This is a genomic window from Streptomyces sp. NPDC013455 (assembly GCF_040632975.1).
Taxonomy (GTDB): domain Bacteria; phylum Actinomycetota; class Actinomycetes; order Streptomycetales; family Streptomycetaceae; genus Streptomyces.
In genome coordinates this window covers 392,500-411,920 of the sequence record NZ_JBEYCX010000002.1, presented here as the reverse complement: position 1 = coordinate 411,920, position 19,421 = coordinate 392,500, and the positions used below count along the sequence as shown (strand labels likewise).

General features: G+C 73.2%; 15 protein-coding genes. 8 read left to right on the top strand and 7 right to left on the bottom strand.

Going from position 1 to position 19,421, the window contains the following annotated elements:
* Nucleotides 1-359 precede the first annotated feature (359 nt).
* Complete coding sequence (gene rsmI / locus ABZ576_RS05985) at nt 360-1,208, bottom strand: 16S rRNA (cytidine(1402)-2'-O)-methyltransferase (RefSeq protein ID WP_360736304.1); 849 nt, start codon at nt 1,206-1,208, stop codon at nt 360-362.
* Between the two features lie 127 nt (nt 1,209-1,335).
* Here rsmI and ABZ576_RS05980 point away from each other — a divergent pair, with 127 nt between their 5' ends.
* The 3 genes from ABZ576_RS05980 to ABZ576_RS05970 all read left to right on the top strand — a co-directional run bounded on the left by ABZ576_RS05980 (nt 1,336) and on the right by ABZ576_RS05970 (nt 6,600).
* A complete protein-coding gene (locus ABZ576_RS05980) occupies nt 1,336-3,093 on the top strand; it encodes a phospholipid carrier-dependent glycosyltransferase (RefSeq protein WP_360736301.1) in 1,758 nt (585 codons plus the stop codon).
* A 107-nt stretch (nt 3,094-3,200) separates the two neighbouring features.
* Nucleotides 3,201-4,835, top strand: a complete 1,635-nt coding sequence (locus ABZ576_RS05975) for a penicillin-binding transpeptidase domain-containing protein (protein ID WP_360736299.1) — start codon at nt 3,201-3,203, stop codon at nt 4,833-4,835.
* A 97-nt stretch (nt 4,836-4,932) separates the two neighbouring features.
* Nucleotides 4,933-6,600, top strand: coding sequence for a penicillin-binding transpeptidase domain-containing protein (locus ABZ576_RS05970; RefSeq protein WP_360736297.1), 1,668 nt, complete (start codon nt 4,933-4,935; stop codon nt 6,598-6,600).
* Nucleotides 6,601-6,674: 74 nt separating this feature from the next.
* On the opposite strand, the gene ABZ576_RS05965 is transcribed toward ABZ576_RS05970, so the two are convergent.
* On the bottom strand, nt 6,675-7,013 hold the full coding sequence (locus ABZ576_RS05965) for an SsgA family sporulation/cell division regulator (RefSeq protein WP_360736294.1): 339 nt from the start codon (nt 7,011-7,013) through the stop codon (nt 6,675-6,677).
* Nucleotides 7,014-7,161: 148 nt separating this feature from the next.
* On the opposite strand from ABZ576_RS05965, the gene ABZ576_RS05960 reads away from it, so the two are divergent.
* The 4 genes from ABZ576_RS05960 (at nt 7,162) to ABZ576_RS05945 (ending at nt 10,982) form a co-directional block, all read left to right on the top strand.
* On the top strand, nt 7,162-8,205 hold the full coding sequence (locus tag ABZ576_RS05960) for an energy-coupling factor ABC transporter permease (RefSeq protein ID WP_360736291.1): 1,044 nt from the start codon (nt 7,162-7,164) through the stop codon (nt 8,203-8,205).
* Between the two features lies 1 nt (nt 8,206).
* Nucleotides 8,207-8,968, top strand: coding sequence for a cobalt ECF transporter T component CbiQ (gene cbiQ, locus ABZ576_RS05955; protein WP_360736289.1), 762 nt, complete (start codon nt 8,207-8,209; stop codon nt 8,966-8,968).
* A complete protein-coding gene (locus ABZ576_RS05950) occupies nt 8,956-9,732 on the top strand; it encodes an ABC transporter ATP-binding protein (protein ID WP_360736286.1) in 777 nt (258 codons plus the stop codon). Before cbiQ ends, ABZ576_RS05950 begins: the two co-directional genes overlap by 13 nt.
* An 89-nt stretch (nt 9,733-9,821) precedes the next feature.
* Nucleotides 9,822-10,982: a serine hydrolase domain-containing protein gene (locus ABZ576_RS05945; protein WP_360736284.1), complete on the top strand. Its 1,161-nt coding sequence runs from the start codon at nt 9,822-9,824 to the stop codon at nt 10,980-10,982.
* A gap of 34 nt (nt 10,983-11,016) precedes the next feature.
* On the opposite strand, the gene ABZ576_RS05940 is transcribed toward ABZ576_RS05945, so the two are convergent.
* The 5 genes from ABZ576_RS05940 to ABZ576_RS05920 form a co-directional block, all read right to left on the bottom strand.
* Nucleotides 11,017-11,295 (bottom strand): DUF1876 domain-containing protein, encoded by a 279-nt coding sequence (locus ABZ576_RS05940; protein WP_360736282.1) that lies wholly within the window; start codon nt 11,293-11,295, stop codon nt 11,017-11,019.
* Between the two features lie 141 nt (nt 11,296-11,436).
* Nucleotides 11,437-12,282, bottom strand: a complete 846-nt coding sequence (locus ABZ576_RS05935) for an EamA family transporter (protein ID WP_360736280.1) — start codon at nt 12,280-12,282, stop codon at nt 11,437-11,439.
* On the bottom strand, nt 12,279-12,794 hold the full coding sequence (locus ABZ576_RS05930; RefSeq protein WP_360736277.1) for a YbaK/EbsC family protein: 516 nt from the start codon (nt 12,792-12,794) through the stop codon (nt 12,279-12,281). Before ABZ576_RS05930 ends, ABZ576_RS05935 begins: the two co-directional genes overlap by 4 nt.
* Nucleotides 12,795-12,926: 132 nt before the next feature.
* Nucleotides 12,927-15,140, bottom strand: a complete 2,214-nt coding sequence (locus ABZ576_RS05925; protein ID WP_360736274.1) for an MMPL family transporter — start codon at nt 15,138-15,140, stop codon at nt 12,927-12,929.
* 98 nt (nt 15,141-15,238) lie between these two features.
* Nucleotides 15,239-15,892, bottom strand: a complete 654-nt coding sequence (locus ABZ576_RS05920) for a TetR/AcrR family transcriptional regulator (protein WP_360736271.1) — start codon at nt 15,890-15,892, stop codon at nt 15,239-15,241.
* Between the two features lie 167 nt (nt 15,893-16,059).
* Here ABZ576_RS05920 and ABZ576_RS05915 point away from each other — a divergent pair, with 167 nt between their 5' ends.
* Complete coding sequence (locus ABZ576_RS05915; protein WP_360736269.1) at nt 16,060-19,398, top strand: S41 family peptidase; 3,339 nt, start codon at nt 16,060-16,062, stop codon at nt 19,396-19,398.
* The last annotated feature ends 23 nt before the right edge of the window (nt 19,399-19,421 follow it).

Here is a 19,421-nt window from a genome sequence, read left to right as displayed (position 1 = left end):
CTGGTGGACGGGTGCGTCCCTGCGACCAGTGGACGCCGCGGCCGGCGCGAACGCGACGGACCTGCCGAGTGTTGGAGCCGATTTGGCCGTCGCTTGCCGAAGTGGCGCGAACGAGACACCTGAGCTTTGCCGACAACGCCGACGCTTTGCCCTGTCATGGAACACGCGGGGCGCGCGTGGAAGCACCCGAAGGGGCGCGAGGAACTGCGCGACCAGCCATGACGCACCCGCACCCGACAACGAACCCACACACCCGAAGGGGCGCGGGGAACTGCGCGACCGGCCAGGACGCACCCGCACCCGGCGACGGCCCCCGCCCCCGGCACTCCCCCCGGCGCTACCCCGGCCGCGTACCCCCGTCAGTCACCCGCCCGCTTGGCCGCCACCACCGCGTCGAAGACGACCCGCTTCGGCAGCCCGGCCTCCGCCGCCACCGCCGCGATGGCCTCCTTGCGGCGCTCGCCGGCCTCTTCCCGCACCCGCACCCGGCGCACCAGCTCCGCCGCGTCGAGTTCCTCGGGCCCGGTCTCGGGCGCGCCCTCGACCACGACGGTGATCTCCCCGCGCACGCCCTCCGCGGCCCACCGCGCCAGCTCGGCCAGCGGGCCGCGCCGTACCTCCTCGTAGGTCTTGGTCAGCTCCCGGCAGACGGCGGCCCGCCGGTCCGCGCCGAAGACCTCGGCCATCGCGGCGAGGGTGTCGTCGAGCCGGTGCGGGGCCTCGAAGTAGACGAGGGTGCGCCGCTCGCCCTCGACCTCGCGCAGCCGGGACAGCCGTTCGCCGGCCTTGCGCGGCAGGAAGCCCTCGAAGCAGAACCGGTCGACGGGCAGCCCGGACAGGGCGAGCGCGGTGAGCACGGCGGACGGCCCGGGTACGGCGGTGACCCGGATGTCCTGCTCCACGGCGGCGGCGACCAGCCGGTACCCGGGGTCGGAGACCGAGGGCATGCCGGCGTCGGTCACCAGCAGCACCCGCGCGCCGCCGAGCAGCTCGGTGACCAGCTCGGGGGTGCGGGCGGACTCGTTGCCCTCGAAGTACGACACCACGCGGCCCTTGGGCGTGACGCCCAGCGCCTGGGTGAGCCGGCGCAGCCGCCGGGTGTCCTCGGCGGCGACGACGTCGGCCTCGGCCAGCTCCTCGGCCAGCCGGGGCGGCGCGTCCGCGATGTCGCCGATGGGGGTACCTGCCAGGACAAGGGTTCCAGTCACACCCCCATCCTCCCAGGCGTTCCGGGGCCGCCCGCGGGCACCCGCGGGCGGGATGCGGACGGAACGTGTCCGGACCGGTACCGCGCATGCACGGGACTCGCACAGGCCGGTTCCCTACGATGGCGCGGTGACCAGTACCGCGTCCTCCATGGACCTCCGGCAGGGCCAGGCACCGCACGACCAGCGGCCGTCGTGGCAGCGGCGGCTGCGCCGATTCGGGTACACACCGGCCGCGGACGTGCCCACGGGCGACGTACGCGACCGGCTGGTGCCGCCGTACGCCGAGCCGAGCCCCCGGCTGTGGCGGGCGCTCGGCGTGCCGCCGGTCCTCGCCGAGCGCGTCACCCGCTGGTCGGGGTGGGGCGGGCCGCTGCTGGTGACGCTGATGGCGGGCCTGATGCGGTTCTGGCACCTGGGCAGCCCGCGCGCGGTGATATTCGACGAGACGTACTACGCGAAGGACGCGTGGGCGCTGGTCCACCGCGGTTTCGAGGTCAGCTGGGACAAGTACGGCAAGAACGGCAACGACCTGGTCCTCCAGCAGCACGGCCATCTGGCGGTGCCGACGGATCCGGCGTACGTGGTGCACCCGCCGGTCGGCAAGTACGTCATCGGGCTCGGCGAGCTGGTCTTCGGGTTCGACCCGTTCGGCTGGCGGTTCATGACGGCGCTGCTCGGGACGCTGAGCGTGCTGCTGGTGTGCCGGATCGGGCGCCGGATGTTCCGTTCGACGTTCCTCGGCTGTCTCGCGGGCGCGCTGATGGCCGTGGACGGCCTGCACTTCGTGATGAGCCGGACCGCGCTGCTCGACGGCGTGCTGATGTTCTTCGTGGTGGCCGCGTTCGGCTGCCTGGTGGTCGACCGGGACCGGGCGCGGGAGCGGCTGGCCGCCGCGCTGCCCGTGGGGCCGGACGGCCGGGTCCGGCCGGACGCGGGGGTGGCGGACGCCTTCCGGTTCGGGTGGCGTCCCTGGCGGTGGACGGCGGGGCTGATGCTGGGCCTGGCCGTGGGCACGAAGTGGAACGGCCTGTACGTGCTGGCCGCGTTCTGCGTGATGACGGTCCTGTGGGACGTCGGCACCCGCAAGGTGGCCGGCGCTCACCACCCCTACCTCGCGGCTCTCAAGTACGACACCGGTGCCGCGTTCGTGGCGACGGTCCCGGTGGCGCTGGTGACCTACGTGGCCTCCTGGACCGGCTGGATCCTGTCCCCGGCGGACGGCACCGGCGGCTACTACCGCAACTGGGCGGCCACCGACGGCAAGGGCGGCACCTGGTCGTTCCTGCCGGACTGGCTGCGCAGCCTGTGGCACTACGAGCACGAGGTCTACAACTTCCACGTCCACCTCGACCAGCCGCACACGTACCAGTCCAACCCGTGGAGCTGGATCGTGGTGGGCCGCCCGGTGTCGTACTTCTACGAGTCGCCCTCCCCCGGCGCCGACGGCTGCCCGGCGGACGCGGGACAGAAGTGCGCCCGGGAGGTGCTGGCGATCGGCACGCCGCTGCTGTGGTGGGCGGCCTGCTTCGCGCTCGGCTACGTGCTGTGGCGCTGGGCGTTCCGCCGTGACTGGCGGGCCGGTGCGGTCGCGTGCGGGATCGCGGCGGGTTACCTGCCGTGGTTCTTCTACCAGGAGCGGACGATCTTCCTCTTCTACGCGGTCGTCTTCCTGCCGTTCCTGTGCCTGGCGCTGGCGATGCTGATCGGCGCGATCATCGGCCCGCCGGGGTCGAGCGACACCCGCCGGGTGATCGGCGCGTCGGCGGCGGGCGTCCTGGTCCTGCTGATCGCCTGGAACTTCATCTACTTCTGGCCCCTGTACACGGGCCAGGCCATCCCGGTCGACTCGTGGCGGTCGCGGATGTGGCTGGACACCTGGGTCTGAGTCACGGTTCGACAACGCCCGCCGCCACGGGCCCCACAAGCGCTTACAGTTCCCCGGACATTTGTTTGAACGCGTTCAACAGGTCGAACGGGGAGGGGTCCGCGCCCATGCGCAACGGGGTCAAGGCGGCCGTCGTGGGCGGCGTCTGCGTCGCGCTGCTCGGCGGGGCGGGCTACGGGGTGTACACCGTCGCGTCCGCGCTGAACGGCGACGGCGGCACCGCGGGCGCCGCGTCCGTGAAGACCGGCCCGCCCAGCGACTCGGAGGTGACGGAGGCGACCGGTGCCTTCTTCGCCGCCTGGGAGAAGGGCGACGCGGCGACCGCGGCGTCGTACACGAACTACCCGCAGGCGGCCCGGGAGCTGCTGACGGCCTTCCACGACGACGCGCACATCGGGAAGGTGCGGATCACGCCCGCCGCGGCCACCGGCGACACGGTGCCCTTCACGGTGCGGGCGACGGTGTCGCACGACGGCGCGTCCCGGCGGCTGACCTACCGGAGCACGCTGACCGTGGTGCGCGGCGACACCTCGCACCGCGCGCTGGTCGACTGGCAGCCCTCGGTCGTCCACCCGCGGCTGCGCAAGGGTGACACGCTCACCACCGGCGAGTCGGCCGCCCCGGAGATCGAGGCCGTGGACCGCGACGGCAAGGTGCTGACCCGCCGGACGTACCCCTCCCTCGGCCCCGTCCTGGACGAGCTGCGCCGGCGGTACGGCGACAAGGCCGGCGGCCGGCCGGGGGTGGAGCTGGTGATCCGCCACCAGGCCGCGGCGGACGGCAGCCCGGTCGCGGACACCCCGCTCGTCACCCTGGTCAAGGGCCGGCCCGGCAAGCTCCCGACGACGCTCAGCGCGGGCGTGCAGGCGGCGGCCGAGTCGGCGGTGCAGAAGTACCCCGAGTCCTCCGTCGTGGCCCTCAAGCCGAGCACCGGCGAGATCCTGGCCGTCGCCAACAACCGCGTGGACGGCTTCGACGCGGCGCTCCTCGGCCAGCGGGCCCCCGGCTCCACGATGAAGATCATCAGTGCCGCGGCCCTCATCGACAACGGCCTGACCACCGCGGGCGGCCCGGCACCCTGCCCGCCGGAGGCCGTCTCCAACAGCCAGACGTTCCACAACCTCAAGACCCTCGCGCCGGACGCGCACGCCACCCTCGCCGACAGCTTCGCCCGCTCCTGCAACACCGCGTTCGTGAAGTTCGCGGACGAGGTGAAGGAGGACACCCTCACCCGGGAGGCCGCGGAGCGGTTCGGGCTCGGGCGGGACGACTGGCGGATCGGGGTGCCCTCCTTCGACGGCCGGGTGCCGGCCGCCGGCGGCCCCGACAAGGCGGCCGCCCTGATCGGCCAGGGCCGGGTGCAGATGAGCCCGCTGAACATGGCGTCCGTGACGGCGACCGCGAAGACCGGCACCTTCCGCCAGCCCGTGATCGTGCCGCTGCGGCTGGACGGCCGCGAACCGGCACGCGCGCGTGGACTGCCGCCCGGCACGGCCGGGCAACTGCGCGCCATGATGAGCCGCACCGCGCACAGCGGCACCGCGGCGGGCGTGATGGGCGATCTCGGCGGGGACATCGGCGCCAAGACCGGTTCCGCGGAGGTCGACGGCGAGGCCAGGCCGGACAGCTGGTTCGCCGGTTACCGCGGTGACGTGGCCGCGGCGGCGATGGTCCAGGACGGCGGGCACGGCGTCGACGCGGCCGGGCCGATTGTCGCAAGCGTGCTACGGATCACCGGCTGAGATCACCCGCGGAGGCGGGGACCTTAAGGTGAGTGCCGTCGTTGGGGTCTGATGAGGGCTGTGGGGACCCTGGGGAAGGCGCGGAGGAACTGAGGCTGTGGGCAAGAGAAGGCGCGTCGCCGAGCGGCGCAAGACCCGACCCGCCGTGCTCGGCGGGATGATCGCCGTGGTGGTCGGCGGTGCCGGGTTCGGCGTCTACGCGCTGTACGGCGGTGGCGCCGCCGCCGGCGAGCGGACCGGCGCCGCGGCCGACCGCGAGGCCGTCAAGACCGGCCCGCTCACCGCCGCCGAGGTCCGCACGGCCGCCACCCGCTTCCTCACCGCCTGGCAGGAGGGCAGGGCCACCGAGGCCGCGGCCGCCACCGACGCCCCGTCCGCCGCCGCCGCGCTGCTCACCGGCTCCGCCGAGGACGGGCACCTGAAGGACGTCACCCTCACCCCGCGGACGGCCAAGGGCACCGAGGTGCCGTTCTCCGTGACGGCGACCGTGGCCTACAAGAAGCTCGGCAAGCCGCTGTCGTACGGCAGTTCCCTCACCGTCGTGCGGCGCGCGGGCGACGGCGAGCCGGTGGTGGACTGGCACTCCGCCGTGGTCCACCCGGCCCTGAAGGACGGCGACAGACTGGTCACCGGCGAGTCGGGAACCCCGCCCGTCAAGGCGCTGGACCGCGACGGCGGCGAGCTGACGGCCGCCAGGTACCCGTCGCTGGGCACGGTGCTGGACGGGCTGCGGGAGAAGTACGGCAAGAAGGCGGGCGGTACGGCGGGCGTCGAGCTGCGCGTGGTGCGCGGCAAGGCGGCCAAGGCCGCCAAGCTGTCGGACAAGACGCTGCTGGAACTGAGCGAGGGCACCCCGGGGACGGTGAAGACGACGCTCAGTCCCGCCCTCCAGGCGGCGGCGGAGCGGCAGGTGGCCACGCGCGCGCGTGCCTCGGTGGTGGCGCTGCGGCCCTCGACCGGTGAGATCCTCGCGGTCGCCAACAGCGGGCACGGCTTCAACACCGCCTTCCAGGGCTCCCTGGCGCCCGGCTCCACGATGAAGGTCGTCACCTCGTCGCTGCTCATCGAGAAGGGCCTGGCCTCGGCGGACAAGAAGCATCCCTGCCCGAAGACCTCCCGGTACGGCGGCTGGACGTTCCACAACGACGACGACTTCCAGATCAAGGGCGGCACGTTCAAGGCGAGCTTCGCCCGCTCCTGCAACACGGCCTTCATCAGCCAGGCGAAGAAGCTGGCGAACGACGACCTGACCCGGCAGGCGCAGCAGGTCTTCGGACTGTCGATGAACAACTGGGCGATCGGTGTGCCGAGCTTCGACGGCTCGGTGCCGGTGCAGTCGGCGGCGCAGATGGCCGCCTCGCTGATCGGGCAGGGCGGGGTGCGGATGAACCCGCTGAACATGGCGTCGGTGGCGGCCACCGTGCGGTCGGGCACCTTCCACCAGCCCTATCTGGTGTCCCCGTCGGTGGACCACCGCACCCTGGCCACCGCCTCGCGCACCCTGTCGGCCGGGACGCTGTCCCAGCTGCGCGAGCTGATGCGGTACACGGCCGCCTACGGCACGGCCGCCGAGGCCATGTCCGGGCTCGGTCCGGACTACGGCGCCAAGACGGGGTCGGCGGAGGTCGACGGGCAGAAGAAGCCGAACGGCTGGTTCACCGCCTACCGGGGCGACCTCGCGGCCGCCGGCGTGGTGCAGGCGGGCGGGCACGGCGGCGACACGGCCGGACCGATCGTGGCGAAGCTGCTGAAGCTCGGCGGCTGACCGGCCGCGCACGGGCCGCGGTTCAGCCGCGCACGCACGGGCCGCGGTTCAGCCGCGCACGCACGGGCCGCGGTTCAGCCGCGCACGGGCTCGGCGGTGTACGTCCGGCGCAGGAACCTGAGCAGGGTCTTCGACTCGAACTGGACCACCTCGACGCCGTGGTCGGTGTGGAACTCGACCACGGCCTGGACGCGCCCGCAGGGCCACACCCGCACCGCGCCGCTCTCGGCGGGCGCCCGCAGCCCGCGTTCCAGGAGCGCGCGCGGGCAGGTCCACTCGTGCGGTCCGGGGAGGCCCACCAGGACGGACCGGGGATCGGCGTCGGGGTCGTACCGCAGCACGACCGGTACCGCTCCGGGGTCCTCCTCGTCCGTGACGATATGAGCGCGCGCGTACTGTTCGACCACAGACATCGGACCGCCCTCTCACGCAGCGTGACCTATGCGAAAGCCGTGCATCCGCTTTCCCTCAAGAGTGGCACATTTCCCGGTGGACGCCCGGTGAGAGCCGAGACTCGCTCTCTCTTGCGAAGGGTTTGCAACAAGGCTCTAAAATCGTACGGTGCACGTACCTGACGGATTCATCGACGCCCCGACCTCCGCGGTCACCGGAGTGGTCGCCGCCGGCGCCCTCGCGGTGAGCCTGCGCGGTGCCCGCCGCGAACTCGACGAGCGGACGGCCCCGCTGGCCGGCCTCGTGGCGGCCTTCATCTTCGCCGTCCAGATGCTCAACTTCCCCGTCGCCGCGGGCACCAGCGGACACCTGCTGGGCGGTGCCCTCGCGGCGATACTCGTCGGCCCGTACACCGCCGTGCTCTGCGTGTCGGTGGTGCTGCTGATGCAGGGCGTGCTGTTCGCCGACGGCGGCCTGACCGCGCTCGGCGTGAACATCACCGACATGGCGATCGTCACGACCGTCGTGTCGTACGCCGTCTTCCGCGGCCTGCTCGCCGTGCTGCCCCGCAAGCGGCGCTCGGTGACCGTCGCCTCCTTCGTCGCCGCGCTGGTGTCCGTGCCGGCCGCCGCGGTCGCCTTCACGCTGCTCTACGCGGTCGGCGGCACCACCGACGTCTCCATCGGCAAGGTCGCCACCGCGATGGTGGGCGTGCACGTGCTGATCGGCGTCGGCGAGGCGGTCATCACCGCCCTGACGGTCGGCGCCGTCATCGCCGTGCGCCCGGACCTGGTGTACGGGGCGCGCGGCCTGCGGCAGCGGCTCCGGCTGCGGGTGAACGGCGCACTGGTGGACGCCCCCGCTCCCACGGCGCCCGTGGCGGCGCGCACCTCGCGGCGCACGCTGTGGGTGACCGGCCTCGTCACCTCCCTCGTCCTCGCCGGCTTCGTCAGCTTCTACGCCTCCGCCAGCCCGGACGGCCTGGAGAAGGTGGCGCACGACAAGGGCATCGACAGGAAGGCGAAGGAGCACGCCTCGGCCGACTCGCCGCTGGCCGACTACGGCGTCAAGGACGTCTCCGACGCCCGGCTCTCCGGTGGCCTCGCCGGCGTCATCGGCGTCGGGGTCACGGTCGTCGCGGGCAGCGCGGTGTTCTGGGCGCTGCGCCGGCGGCGCGCCGACGACGTCTCCCCCGTGAACACCGGCGTCTGACGTGGGGGCGGGACACGCGCACCGGCTCTACCGGCACGGGCACTCGCCCGTGCACGCCCTGCCGCCGCACACCAAGCTGGCCGCCGCCTTCCTGTTCGTGGTGGTCGTCGTGTCGACCCCGCGCGCGGCGATGTGGGCGTTCGCGCTGTACGCGGTGCTGCTCGCCTGCGTCGCGCACCACGCGCGCGTGCCCGCCGGTTTCCTGCTCAGGCGCCTGCTGATCGAGGTGCCGTTCGTCGCCTTCGCGGTGCTGATGCCGTTCGTCGCGGAGGGCGAGCGGGTGCAGGTGCTCGGGCTCTCGCTCAGCGTGAACGGGCTGTGGGGTGCCTGGAACGTGCTCGCCAAGGGCACCCTGGGCGTCGCGACGTCCGTGCTGCTGGCCGCCACCACCGAGCTGCGCGAACTGCTGCTCGGACTGCAGCGGCTGAAGCTGCCGCCGCTGCTGGTGCAGATCGCGTCGTTCATGATCCGCTACGGCGACGTCATCACCGACGAGATGCGCCGGATGCGGATCGCCCGCGAGTCACGCGGCTTCGAGGCGAAGGGCGTGCGGCACTGGGGCGTCCTCGCCAAGTCCGCCGGCGCCCTGTTCATCCGCTCCTACGAGCGCGGGGAGCGCGTGCACCTGGCCATGGTGAGCCGGGGGTACGCCGGCACCATGCCGGTCATCGACGAGGTGACCGCCTCCGGCGCGCAGTGGCGGCACGCCCTCGCGCTCCCCTGCGCCGCCCTCGTCGTCTGTCTGCTGGGATGGTTCCTGTGAGTACTGCTTCCCTGGAGGTCTCCGGCCTCGCCTTCGCCTACCCCGACGGCCACCAGGCCCTGTTCGGCGTCGACTTCTCGATCGCACGCGGCGAACGGGTCGCCCTGCTCGGCCCGAACGGCGCCGGCAAGACGACGCTGGTGCTGCATCTGAACGGCATCCTCGGCGGCGGCACCGGCACGGTGACCGTGGCCGGACTGCCGGTCGGCGCGCGGCACATGGCCGCGATCCGGCAGAAGGTCGGCATCGTCTTCCAGGACCCGGACGACCAGCTGTTCATGCCGACCGTGCGGGAGGACGTGGCGTTCGGGCCGGCCGCCGCCGGGCTCAAGGGGGCGGCGCTCCAGGAGCGGGTGCGCTCCGCCCTGGAGCGGGTCGGGATGGGGGACTTCGCCGACCGGCCGCCGCACCACCTGTCCTTCGGCCAGCGCCGCCGGGTCGCGGTGGCCACCGTGCTGGCGATGGAGCCGGAGATCCTCGTCCTGGACGAGCCGTCCTCCAACCTGGACCCGGCCTCCCGCCGCGAGCTCGCCGACATCCTGCGCTCGCTGGACGTCACCGTCCTCATGGTCACCCACGACCTGCCGTACGCGCTGGAACTGTGCCCGCGCTCCCTCGTCCTCAGCGACGGCGTGATCGCCGCGGACGGCCCGACCGGCGAGCTGCTCGGCGACGAGGAGCTGATGCGGGCGCACCGGCTGGAGCTCCCGTTCGGCTTCGATCCGAAGTCCGTGACCGTGGGCTCCCCGGCCACACCGCGATAACGTTTCCGCTGGGCCGGCCCGCCGAGGAATCGCAGGCGCGCGGACGCTGTTGCACCCACTGTCGCAGGCACTGGGAAGGGATGGCGGGCGTGGACGTGAACGGCACAGTGGCCGAGGGCTTCGAGCCGGTCAGGGAGGCGTTCGCGGCCAACTTCGACCTGCGCGGCGAGCGCGGCGCGGCCGTCGCCGTCTACCGTGACGGGCACCGGGTCGTGCACCTGTGGGCCGGCACCAGGGACGTGGACGGAACGGCACCCTGGGAGCCGGGGACCGCGCAGATCGTGCGCTCCGCCACCAAGGGCGTCGTGGCCGCCGCGCTGCTGCTCCTGCACCAGCGCGGCGAGCTGGACCTGGGCGCCCCGGTCGGCTCGTACTGGCCGGAGTACAAGGCGGCCGGCAAGGAGCACACCCTCGTCCGGCACGTGCTCGCGCACCGCGCGGGCGTGCCCGTGCTGGACCGCCCGCTGACCCCCGCCGAGGCCGCCGACCCCGATCTCGGTGCCGCCGCCGTCGCCGCCCAGGCGCCGGTGTGGGAGCCGGGCACGGACCACGGCTACCACGCCCAGACCTTCAGCTGGCTCACCGGCGAGCTGGTCCGCCGGGTCACCGGCCGCCCGGTCGGCGAGTGGATCGCGGACGAGATCGCCGGGCCGGCCGGCGCGGACCTGTGGCTCGGCCTGCCGGAGCGGGAGCACGCGCGCGTGGGGCGGGTCGGCCCGGTCGACGCGCCCGAGAACGCGGGCGGTCCGCGGACCCGCCCCAAGCGTGCGGTCGCCGAGGCCTACGCCGACCCGGACTCCCTCACCCGCCGTGCCTTCGCCGCGATCACCCCGCTCCCCGACGAGAACGCGCCCGCCTACCGCGCCGCGGCCCTGCCGGCCTCCAACGGCATCGCCACCGCCGACGGACTGGCCCGCTTCTACGCCTCGCTCATCGGCGAGGTCGACGGCGGCACCCGCCTGTTCGACTCCGTCACCACCCGGCTGGCCCGCACCGAGCAGTCCGCCGGGCCGGACCGGGTCCTGGTGGTGAACACCCGCTACGGCCTCGGCCACATGCTGCACGGCCCCGCGTCGCCGCTGCTGTCCCCCGGGTCCTTCGGCCACCCCGGGCGCGGGGGCGCCCTCGCCTTCGCCGACCCGGACAGCGGCATCGCCTTCGGCTACGTCACCAACGGCTTCCGCACGGGCGTGACGGCGGACCCACGGGCGCAGGCGCTGATCCGCGCGGTCCGCACGGCGCTCGGCTAGACCGCGCGCGCCCCGGGCGCGCGGCGGGGCCCGCTCACACGTGGATCGGGTGCGAGGTCCGGCCGGACTCCGCGTCGATCTCGTCGTGGGCCTTGGTCAGCAGTTGCATGGCCAGTTCGTTGAGGGCACGGGCGCCGGCGATCTCCTCGCCGACCCGGGGCTGGTTCGCGTCCACGTTGTGCCTGCTGGCGTGGCCGTGCGACCGCACCTCGGTGCCGTCGGGCAAGCGCACCAGGGCCACCGCCTCCGTGTGCTGGTCGTCCTCCTCCTTGAACTCCAGCTCGACGTGCCATCCGACAGCGGTGTGCGACATGTCGATCACCTCCGAAAACCGCTGCTTCCAGAGTGCGCCCTGACACCCCGCCCGTCATGTCGGCGCGGGGCCCGGCGGCACGCACCGCGCGCACGGACCGGGCCGCGCTCACCCCGCGCTCGTCCCGCCCTCACCCCGCCCTCACCCCGCACTCAGCATCAGCCCGATCCCGAGCACGAGCAGCGCCGCCGCCGCGATGCGGGGTGCGCCGAAGCGCTCCTTGAAGAGCAGGGCGCCGATGGCCGCGCCGACGATGATCGACGACTCGCGCAGCGCGGCGATCGGGGCGAGCGCGGCCCGGGTCTGCGCCCACAGGACCAGGGCGTACGCGGAGAAGGACAGGGCGGCGCCGAGGAGGCCGAGGCCGGCGTACGGCCGCAGCACCCGTACCGTCGCGCCCCGCTCGCGTGCGTACAGGAGCATGGGGACGGCCGAGCCCTGCACGACCATGAGCCAGGCGATGTAGCCGAGGGGCGAGTGCGCGGCGCGGACGCCCAGGCCGTCGACGACCGTGTACGCGGCGATGGCCAGGCCGGTCGCCAGGGCCGCGCCGACGGCCGCCCGGTTCGGCCGGGTCCCGCGCAGGCCCCACAGGCTGACGCCGGTCAGGCCCAGGCAGGACACCGCGATCCCGGCGCTCACCCAGGCACCGGGCACCTCGTGCGCGAAGACGGCGGCGAGCACGGTGACCACGAGCGGGGCGCTGCCGCGCGCGAGGGGGTACGCCTGCCCGAAGTCGGCCAGCCGGAACGACGTCATCAGCAGGAGGTAGTAGACGATGTGCACGGCCGCCGAGGCCAGCAGCAGCGGCCAGGCCGGCCCGGCCGGGAAGGCCACGAACGGGGTGGTCGCGAGCCCGATCAGCAGTCCGCCGCCGCAGATCAGGGCGAAGCCGACCAGCTTGTCGCCGATCCGGTGCGCGATGGCGTTCCAGCCGGCGTGGGTGACGGCGGCGAGCAGGACGGCGGCGGTGACGAGTGGCGTCACGCCTGCCGCTCGCGCACGTCCACCAGCGTCGCGCCCGCGTGGGCGACGAGTTCCTTCGGCGCGATCGGGAAGACGGTGTACGGCGTCCCGGCCGCCGCCCACACCACGTCGTGCGCGAGCAGCGAACGGTCGGCGAGGACGCGCGTGCGCGTGCGGTGCCCGAAGGGCGGCACCCCGCCGATGGCGTAGCCGGTGGTCTCCCGCACGACCGCCGCATCGGCCCGGCCGACCTTCCCGGCGCCCAGCTCCTGCCGTACCCGCTCGACGTCCACCCGTCCGGCGCCGTCCATGAGCACCAGCACCGGCACCCCGTCGGCGGCGAAGATCAGCGACTTGCAGATCTGGCTCAGCTCGCACCCGACGGCGGCGGCGGCCTCGGCGGCGGTACGGGTCGCCTCCGGGAACCTCCGGGCGCGGGTGAGGACGTCCTCCAGCCCGAGCGCCCGCAGCGCTTCGGCGAACCGGGGGTGGGCCCCGGACTCTTCGGTGTCAGTGGCGGCTGTCGTCGTCATGGTCGGCACGGTACGGCATGGCCCGACCCGCGCTCACGGCGTTTTCCGGCAGGACGGCAGAGAGCCGGTGAGGGTGCAGCCCCGTCCCCACGGGCACCCTCACCGGCCGTTCGCGGTGTCGGAAGCGGTACGTCAGGTGCGTACCAGCTCCCGTTCCCCGTCGCTGCCGCCCGGCGAGTCCTGCGTGCGCAGGCCCTCGCCCTCGACGTCCACGTTGGGCAGTGCGCGGTCCAGCCACTTCGGCAGCCACCAGGCCCGGTCGCCGAGCAGGGCGAGCACCGCCGGGACGATGGCCATGCGGACGACGAACGCGTCGAAGAAGACGGCGATCGCGAGGCCGAAGCCGATCATCTTGACCATCGACTCGCTGGAGCCGATGAAGCCGGAGAAGACGGCGATCATGATGACGGCGGCCGCGGTCACGACCCGGGCGCCGTGCCGGAAGCCCGTCACCACCGCCTGGCCGGCCTTCTCACCGTGGACGTAGGCCTCCCGCATCCGGGTCACGAGGAACACCTCGTAGTCCATCGCGAGGCCGAAGACGACGCCCACCATGAAGATCGGCATCATCGACATGACCGGGCCGGTCTCCTCGACGTTCATCAGACCGGACAGCCAGCCCCACTGGAAGACCGCGACGACGGCGCCGAGCGCGGCGAGCACCGACAGCAGGAAGCCGAGGGCCGCCTTCAGCGGGACCAGGACCGAGCGGAAGACCACGATAAGCAGCAGGAAGGCCAGGCCCACGACGAGGGCGAGGTAGGGCAGCAGGGCGTCGTTCAGCTTCTGCGAGACGTCGATGTTCATCGCCGTCGAGCCGGTGACCAGGACCGTGGAGCCGGTCTCCCGCTTGATGTCCGCGCCCTCGTCCCGGATGGCGTGCACCAGTTCCTCGGTCGTCGCCGAGGACGGCTTCGACTTCGGGACGACGGTGATCGTCGCGGTGTCGCCGGCCTTGTTGGGCGCGGCCGGGGTGACGGTGACGACGTTCCGGAGGGCCTTGATCTCGTGGCCGACCTCGGTGAAGGCGGCCTTCGGGTCGGTGCTGCCCTTGGCGTCCACGACGACCATGAGCGGACCGTTGAAGCCGGGGCCGAAGCCCTCGGACAGCAGGTCGTAGGCGCGGCGCTGGGTGGTGGAGACGGGCTGGGAGCCGTCGTCGGGCAGGCCCAGCTCCAGGGAGGCGGCCGGGACGGCGGCGGCGCCGAGACCGAGCACACCGAGCAGGAGGACGGCGACCGGACGGCGGACGACGAAGCCGGCCCAGCGCGTGCCCATGTTGGGGCGGCCGGGGTTCTTCGGCGTACGGCCGCCGCCGAGCAGCTTGCTCTTCTCGCCGGCCGGCCTGACCTTGCGGCCGGCGTAGCCGAGGAGCGCCGGGATCATCGTCAGGGCGATGAGGACGGCGATGGCGACCGTGCCCGCCGCCGCGACGCCCATCTTGGTCAGCATCGGGATGTTGACGACGGAGAGTCCGACCAGGGCGATGACGACGGTCAGGCCGGCGAAGACCACCGCCGAGCCCGCGGTGCCCACGGCGCGGCCGGCGGCCTCCTCGCGCTCGCGGCCCTCGGCGAGTTCCGCGCGGTAGCGGGAGACGATGAACAGGGCGTAGTCGATGCCGACGGCGAGGCCGATCATCGTCGCCAGGGTGGAGGTGGTGGAGCCGAGGTCCAGGGTGCTGGCGAGCGCCGTGATGGAGGAGACGCCGATGCCGACACCGATGATCGCGGTCAGCAGCGGCAGCCCGGCGGCGAGCAGCGAGCCGAAGGTGATGACGAGGACGACGGCGGCGATCGCGATGCCGATGACCTCGCTGGAGCCGGTCTCGGGCGTCGCGGTCAGCGCGTCGCCGCCGATCTCGACGGTCAGCCCGGCGTCCCGCGCGTGCTGCGCGGCCTCCTTCAGGGCGTCCCGGGAGGAGTCCTGGAGTTCCATGCCGGAGACCTCGTACTTCACCGAGGCGTAGGCGATGGCGCCGTTCTTGCTGACGGCGTGTCCGGTGTAGGGGTCGGCGACGGAGGCGACCTCGGAACCGCTGCGCAGCTCCTTGACGGTCTTCTCGACGGCCGCCTTGTTGCCGGCGTCCGTCATCTTCTCGCCGCTCGGTGCCTTGAAGACGACCCGGGCGGTGGCGCCGTCGGCGCTCATTCCGGGGAAGCGCTGTTCCAGCAGGTCGAAGGCCTTCTGCGCCTCCGTGCCGGGGATGGAGAAGGACGTGTTGCCGGCCGCCGGCGCGGAGGCGGCGCCCACCCCCGCGAGGGTGAGCAGCGCGACCCATATCAAGGCGACGAAGTGTCGTCGCCGGAAGGCGAGCCGGCCGAGTTTGTAAAGGAACGTGGCCACGGAGGCGTACTCCCGGTCAGGTCGTGGTTCAGCTGGGCAGGGGTGATCAGCCCGACGACGTGAGCGGTGACGTCAGGTGGTGGGCTTGCTGGGGAGGGTCAGGCGGTTGGGGTGGTGCGAACGCCGAGGGCGGGGAGGACCACGGCTTCGATGTACGAGGTGAGGAAGGCCTGGGTGGGCGGCTGGTCGTCCAGCAGGGCCCGGGTGGCGAAGCCGCCGACCATCATGTGCAGCAGGAACTCGATCGCCGGGCAGTCCGCACGGACCTCGCCCCGGTCGATCGCCCGCTGGAGGACTTCCCGGAAACCGCCCATCTCGGGGTCGACGAGCTGCTCCCGGAAGGCCTGGCGCAGATCGTCGTTGTGGTGCATCGCCATGGCGACGCCCCGCATGAGCGCGGAGTTCCGCTCCATGGTGCAGTCGTCCTCCAGCGCCACGAGAGCGTGCAGGTCACCGCGGAGGGAACCGGTGTCGATGTCCCCCGGGTGGCCCCGCTTGCTGTGCCGCAGCGCCTTGACCACCAGCTCGGCCTTGCCGCCCCACTGGCGGTAGAGGGTGGCCTTGCTGGACCGGGTGCGGGCGGCCACGGCGTCCATGGTGAGGGCGTCGTAGCCGACCTCTCCGAGCAGGTCGAGCACGGCCCCGTACAACTCGGCCTCGCGCTCGGGCGTGATCCGGCTGCGACGCCCCGGTCCGGGCACCGGCTCGGCCTGAGCGGCCGGCGCCGCGCCCTTGGATGCGGCTGCGGTCATGCCCGTCACCTTCCCGCTCCGGAGTCTTCTTCACTCGTACATCCCTGACCATACCCCGCCCGCATGCGAAACGAAACTGTTTCGTACGTGGACGGAGCGTGGATTGGGTCACGAACGTGAAGGGCTCACAAGTTGCTGCTGCCCTGGGACCGGAAAAGCATGGGGAGGTGAGCTATCTGCGCCTTCCCCACCTCAGCGGCGACCTGCTGTGCTTCGTGGCCGAGGACGACCTCTGGCTGGCCCCGCTCGACACCCCCGGCCGCGCCTGGCGGCTCACCGCGGACCGCACCAAGGCCGGCCACCCGCGCTTCTCGCCCGACGGCCGCCGGATCGCGTACACCACCTGGCGCAGCCTCGCGCCCGAGATCCACCTGGTCGACGTCGACGGCGGCCCCGCCCGGCAGCTGACGTACTGGGGCAGCGCCGACACGCAGGTGTGCGGCTGGACGCCCCCCGACGAGGAAGGCCGGGCGGACATCCTGGCCGTCGCCTCCCACGGCCAGCCCTTCTCGCACTTCTCCTGGGCCTACAAGGTCCCCGCCGACGGCGACCCGGGCGGGCGGCTGCCCTGGGGCCCGGTCGCCGACATCCAGGTCGCGGAGATCGCCGGCGAGCGCAAGACCCTGCTGCTGACCGGCACCCCGCCGCACGAACCCGCCGCCTGGAAGCGGTACCGCGGCGGTGCCATGGGCCGGCTGTGGCTGCACGGCCGGCGGCTCCTGCCGGACATCGAGGGCCATCTCGCCTGCCCGCTGTTCGTCGCCGGCCGGATCGCCTTCCTCTCCGACCACGAGGGCGTCGGCAATCTCTACTCCTGCGCCTACGACGGCTCCGACCTGCGCCGCCACACCGACCACGACGCCTTCTACGCCCGCAACGCCGCCGGCGACGGCTCCAGGGTGGTCTACCAGTGCGCGGGCGAGCTGTGGCTGGTGGACGACTTCTCCCCGGGCGGCGTACCGCGCCGGCTCGACATCCGCCTGGCCGGACCGCGCACCGGCCGCCGCCCCTACCAGGTGCCGGCCGCGCAGAACGTCGACGGCATCTCCGTGGACGAGACCGGCCGGGCCAGTGCGGTCGTCGTCCGGGGCAGCCTGTACTGGCTCACCCACCGCGACGGCCCCGCCCGTACGATCACCGACACGCCCGGCGTCCGGGTACGGCTGCCGGAGATGCTCGGCTCCACCGGGCAGGTCGCCTACGTCACCGACGCCGAGGGCGAGGACGCCGTCGAGATCGCCCACCTGCCGCGCGCGACCGGCGACCGGGCGCCCCGCCGGGTGGCCTCCGGCGCACTGGGCCGCGTCCTGGAGATGGTCTGCGACCCCCTCGGCGAACGCCTCGCCGTGGCGTCGCACGACGGGCGGCTGCTGCTGATCGACGTGACGGAGGAGGAGGCAGAGGGAGAGAAACAGGCCGAGGGGCCCGCGGAGGGTGAAGGGGAAGGAGAGGCGGGAGGGAACGGGGCGGACACCGGTGGCCCGCACGGCGGCGTGACCGAGCTGGTCCGCTCGGCCAACGGCCCCGTCCGCGACCTCGCCTTCTCCCCCGACGGCTCGTGGCTGGCCTGGTCGCACCCCGGCATCGGCCGCACCCTGCGTCAGATCAAGCTGGCCCGGATCAAGGACCGGCTGATCGTGGACGTGACGAACGGCCGCTTCGAGGACGAGAACCCGGTCTTCACCCGCGACGGCCGGTACCTCGCCTTCCTCTCCTGGCGCGGCTTCGACCCGGTGTACGACGTGCACACCGGCGATCTGTCCTTCCCGCTCGGCTGCCGCCCCTATCTCGTCCCGCTCTCCTCGGCGACCCCCTCCCCCTTCGCCCTCAACCCCGAGGGACGCCCGGCCGCCGGCGGGCTCGACCCGCTGGAGGACGAGGAGACCGGCGAGGCCGGCACGGTGACGGTCGAGGCGGAGGGGCTGGCGAACCGGGTCACGCCGTTCCCGGTCATCGCCTCCAAGTACTCCGCGCTGTACCCGGTCGCGGGCGGTGGCCTGGTCTGGCTGCGCTGGCCGATCTCCGGCGCGCTCGGCGAGACCTTCGTCAATCCGGCCGACACCAGCGGCCGCCCGACCCTTGAGTACTTCAACATCACCAAGGCGAAGAAGTCCGAACTCGTCGACCACCTCGACTGGTTCGCGGTCAGCGGTGACGGCACCCGGCTGGTCGTCGTGGACGAGGGCGACCTGCGCGCGGTCCCCGCCACGGAGATCGGCGACAGCGACACGACCGTCTGGATCGACCTGCGTCGCATCCTGCACAAGGCCGACCCGCCCGCCGAGTGGCGCCAGGCGTACGACGAGGCCGGGCGGCTGATCCGCTCCTACTTCTGGGAGCCGGGCATGTGCGGCATCGACTGGGACGCGGTGCTCGACCAGTACCGCCCCCTGGTCGAACGGGTCGCCTCCCCCGACGAGTTCGCCGACCTGCTGCGCGAGGTCCTCGGCGAACTCGGCACCTCCCACGCCTACGTCACCGCCGCCCGCCGCAACGAGGGCCCGCCCCACTACCAGCGCTGGCAGGGCCTGCTCGGCGCCAACTTCGTGCGCCGCGACGGCCGCTGGACGGTCAAGCGCATCCTGCCCGGCGACTCCTCCGACTCCAAGGCCCGCTCGCCGCTGGCCGGCACGGGCATCCGCGAGGGCGCCGTCCTGACCCATGTCGACGGCCGCCCGGTCGACCCGGTGGCCGGCCCCTATCCGCTGCTCGCCGGCTCGGGCGGTACGACGGTGGAGCTGACGTTCACCCCGGCGTGCGGTGAGGCGGGGCGGGCCCGGCGGGTCGCCGTCGTCCCGCTCGTCGACGAACGGCCGCTGCGCTACCAGGACTGGGTGGCCAAACGCCGGGAGGTCGTACGGGAGCTGAGCGACGGCAGGTGCGGCTATCTGCACATCCCCGACATGGGCGGCTCCGGCTGGGCCCAGTTCAACCGCGACCTGCGCATGGAGGTGTCCCGGCCCGCGCTGATCGTGGACGTGCGCGGCAATGCGGGCGGGCACATCAGCGAACTCGTCATCGAGCAGCTGACCCGGACGATCCTGGGCTGGGACCTGACCCGCAACGCGCAGCCGGTGTCGTACACCTCCAACGCCCCGCGCGGTCCGGTGGTCGCCCTGGCCGACGAGGCGACGTCTTCGGACGGCGACATGATCACCGCGGCCTTCAAGCTGCTCAAACTCGGTCCGGTGGTCGGCCAGCGCACCTGGGGCGGGGTCGTCGGCATGACCGGCCGGCACCGCCTGGGCGACGGCACGGTCATCACCGTCCCGATGAACGCGGCCTGGTTCGACGCCTACGGCTGGTCCGTCGAGAACCACGGCGTCGCCCCCGACCTGGAGATCGAGCGCACCCCGCTGGACTGGGCCGAGGGCCGCCACGCCCAACTGGCCGACGCGGTGGAGCTGGCCCTGAGCCTGCTGGAGACCAACCCGGCCGCCACGCCCCCGGACTACCGCCACGCCCCGAACCGGGCGAGGCCGGAACTGCCCCCGCGCACGACCTGACGGCACCACGTGGGGCGCCCTCC

Coding starts and splice junctions, on each gene's coding strand:
- ABZ576_RS05920 (WP_360736271.1), bottom strand. CDS start 15,892: ATGACCGCAGCCGCATCCAAGGGCGCGGCGCCGGCCGCTCAGGCCGAG.
- ABZ576_RS05975 (WP_360736299.1), top strand. CDS start 3,201: ATGCGCAACGGGGTCAAGGCGGCCGTCGTGGGCGGCGTCTGCGTCGCG.
- ABZ576_RS05940 (WP_360736282.1), bottom strand. CDS start 11,295: ATGTCGCACACCGCTGTCGGATGGCACGTCGAGCTGGAGTTCAAGGAG.
- ABZ576_RS05965 (WP_360736294.1), bottom strand. CDS start 7,013: ATGTCTGTGGTCGAACAGTACGCGCGCGCTCATATCGTCACGGACGAG.
- ABZ576_RS05950 (WP_360736286.1), top strand. CDS start 8,956: ATGGTTCCTGTGAGTACTGCTTCCCTGGAGGTCTCCGGCCTCGCCTTC.
- ABZ576_RS05930 (WP_360736277.1), bottom strand. CDS start 12,794: ATGACGACGACAGCCGCCACTGACACCGAAGAGTCCGGGGCCCACCCC.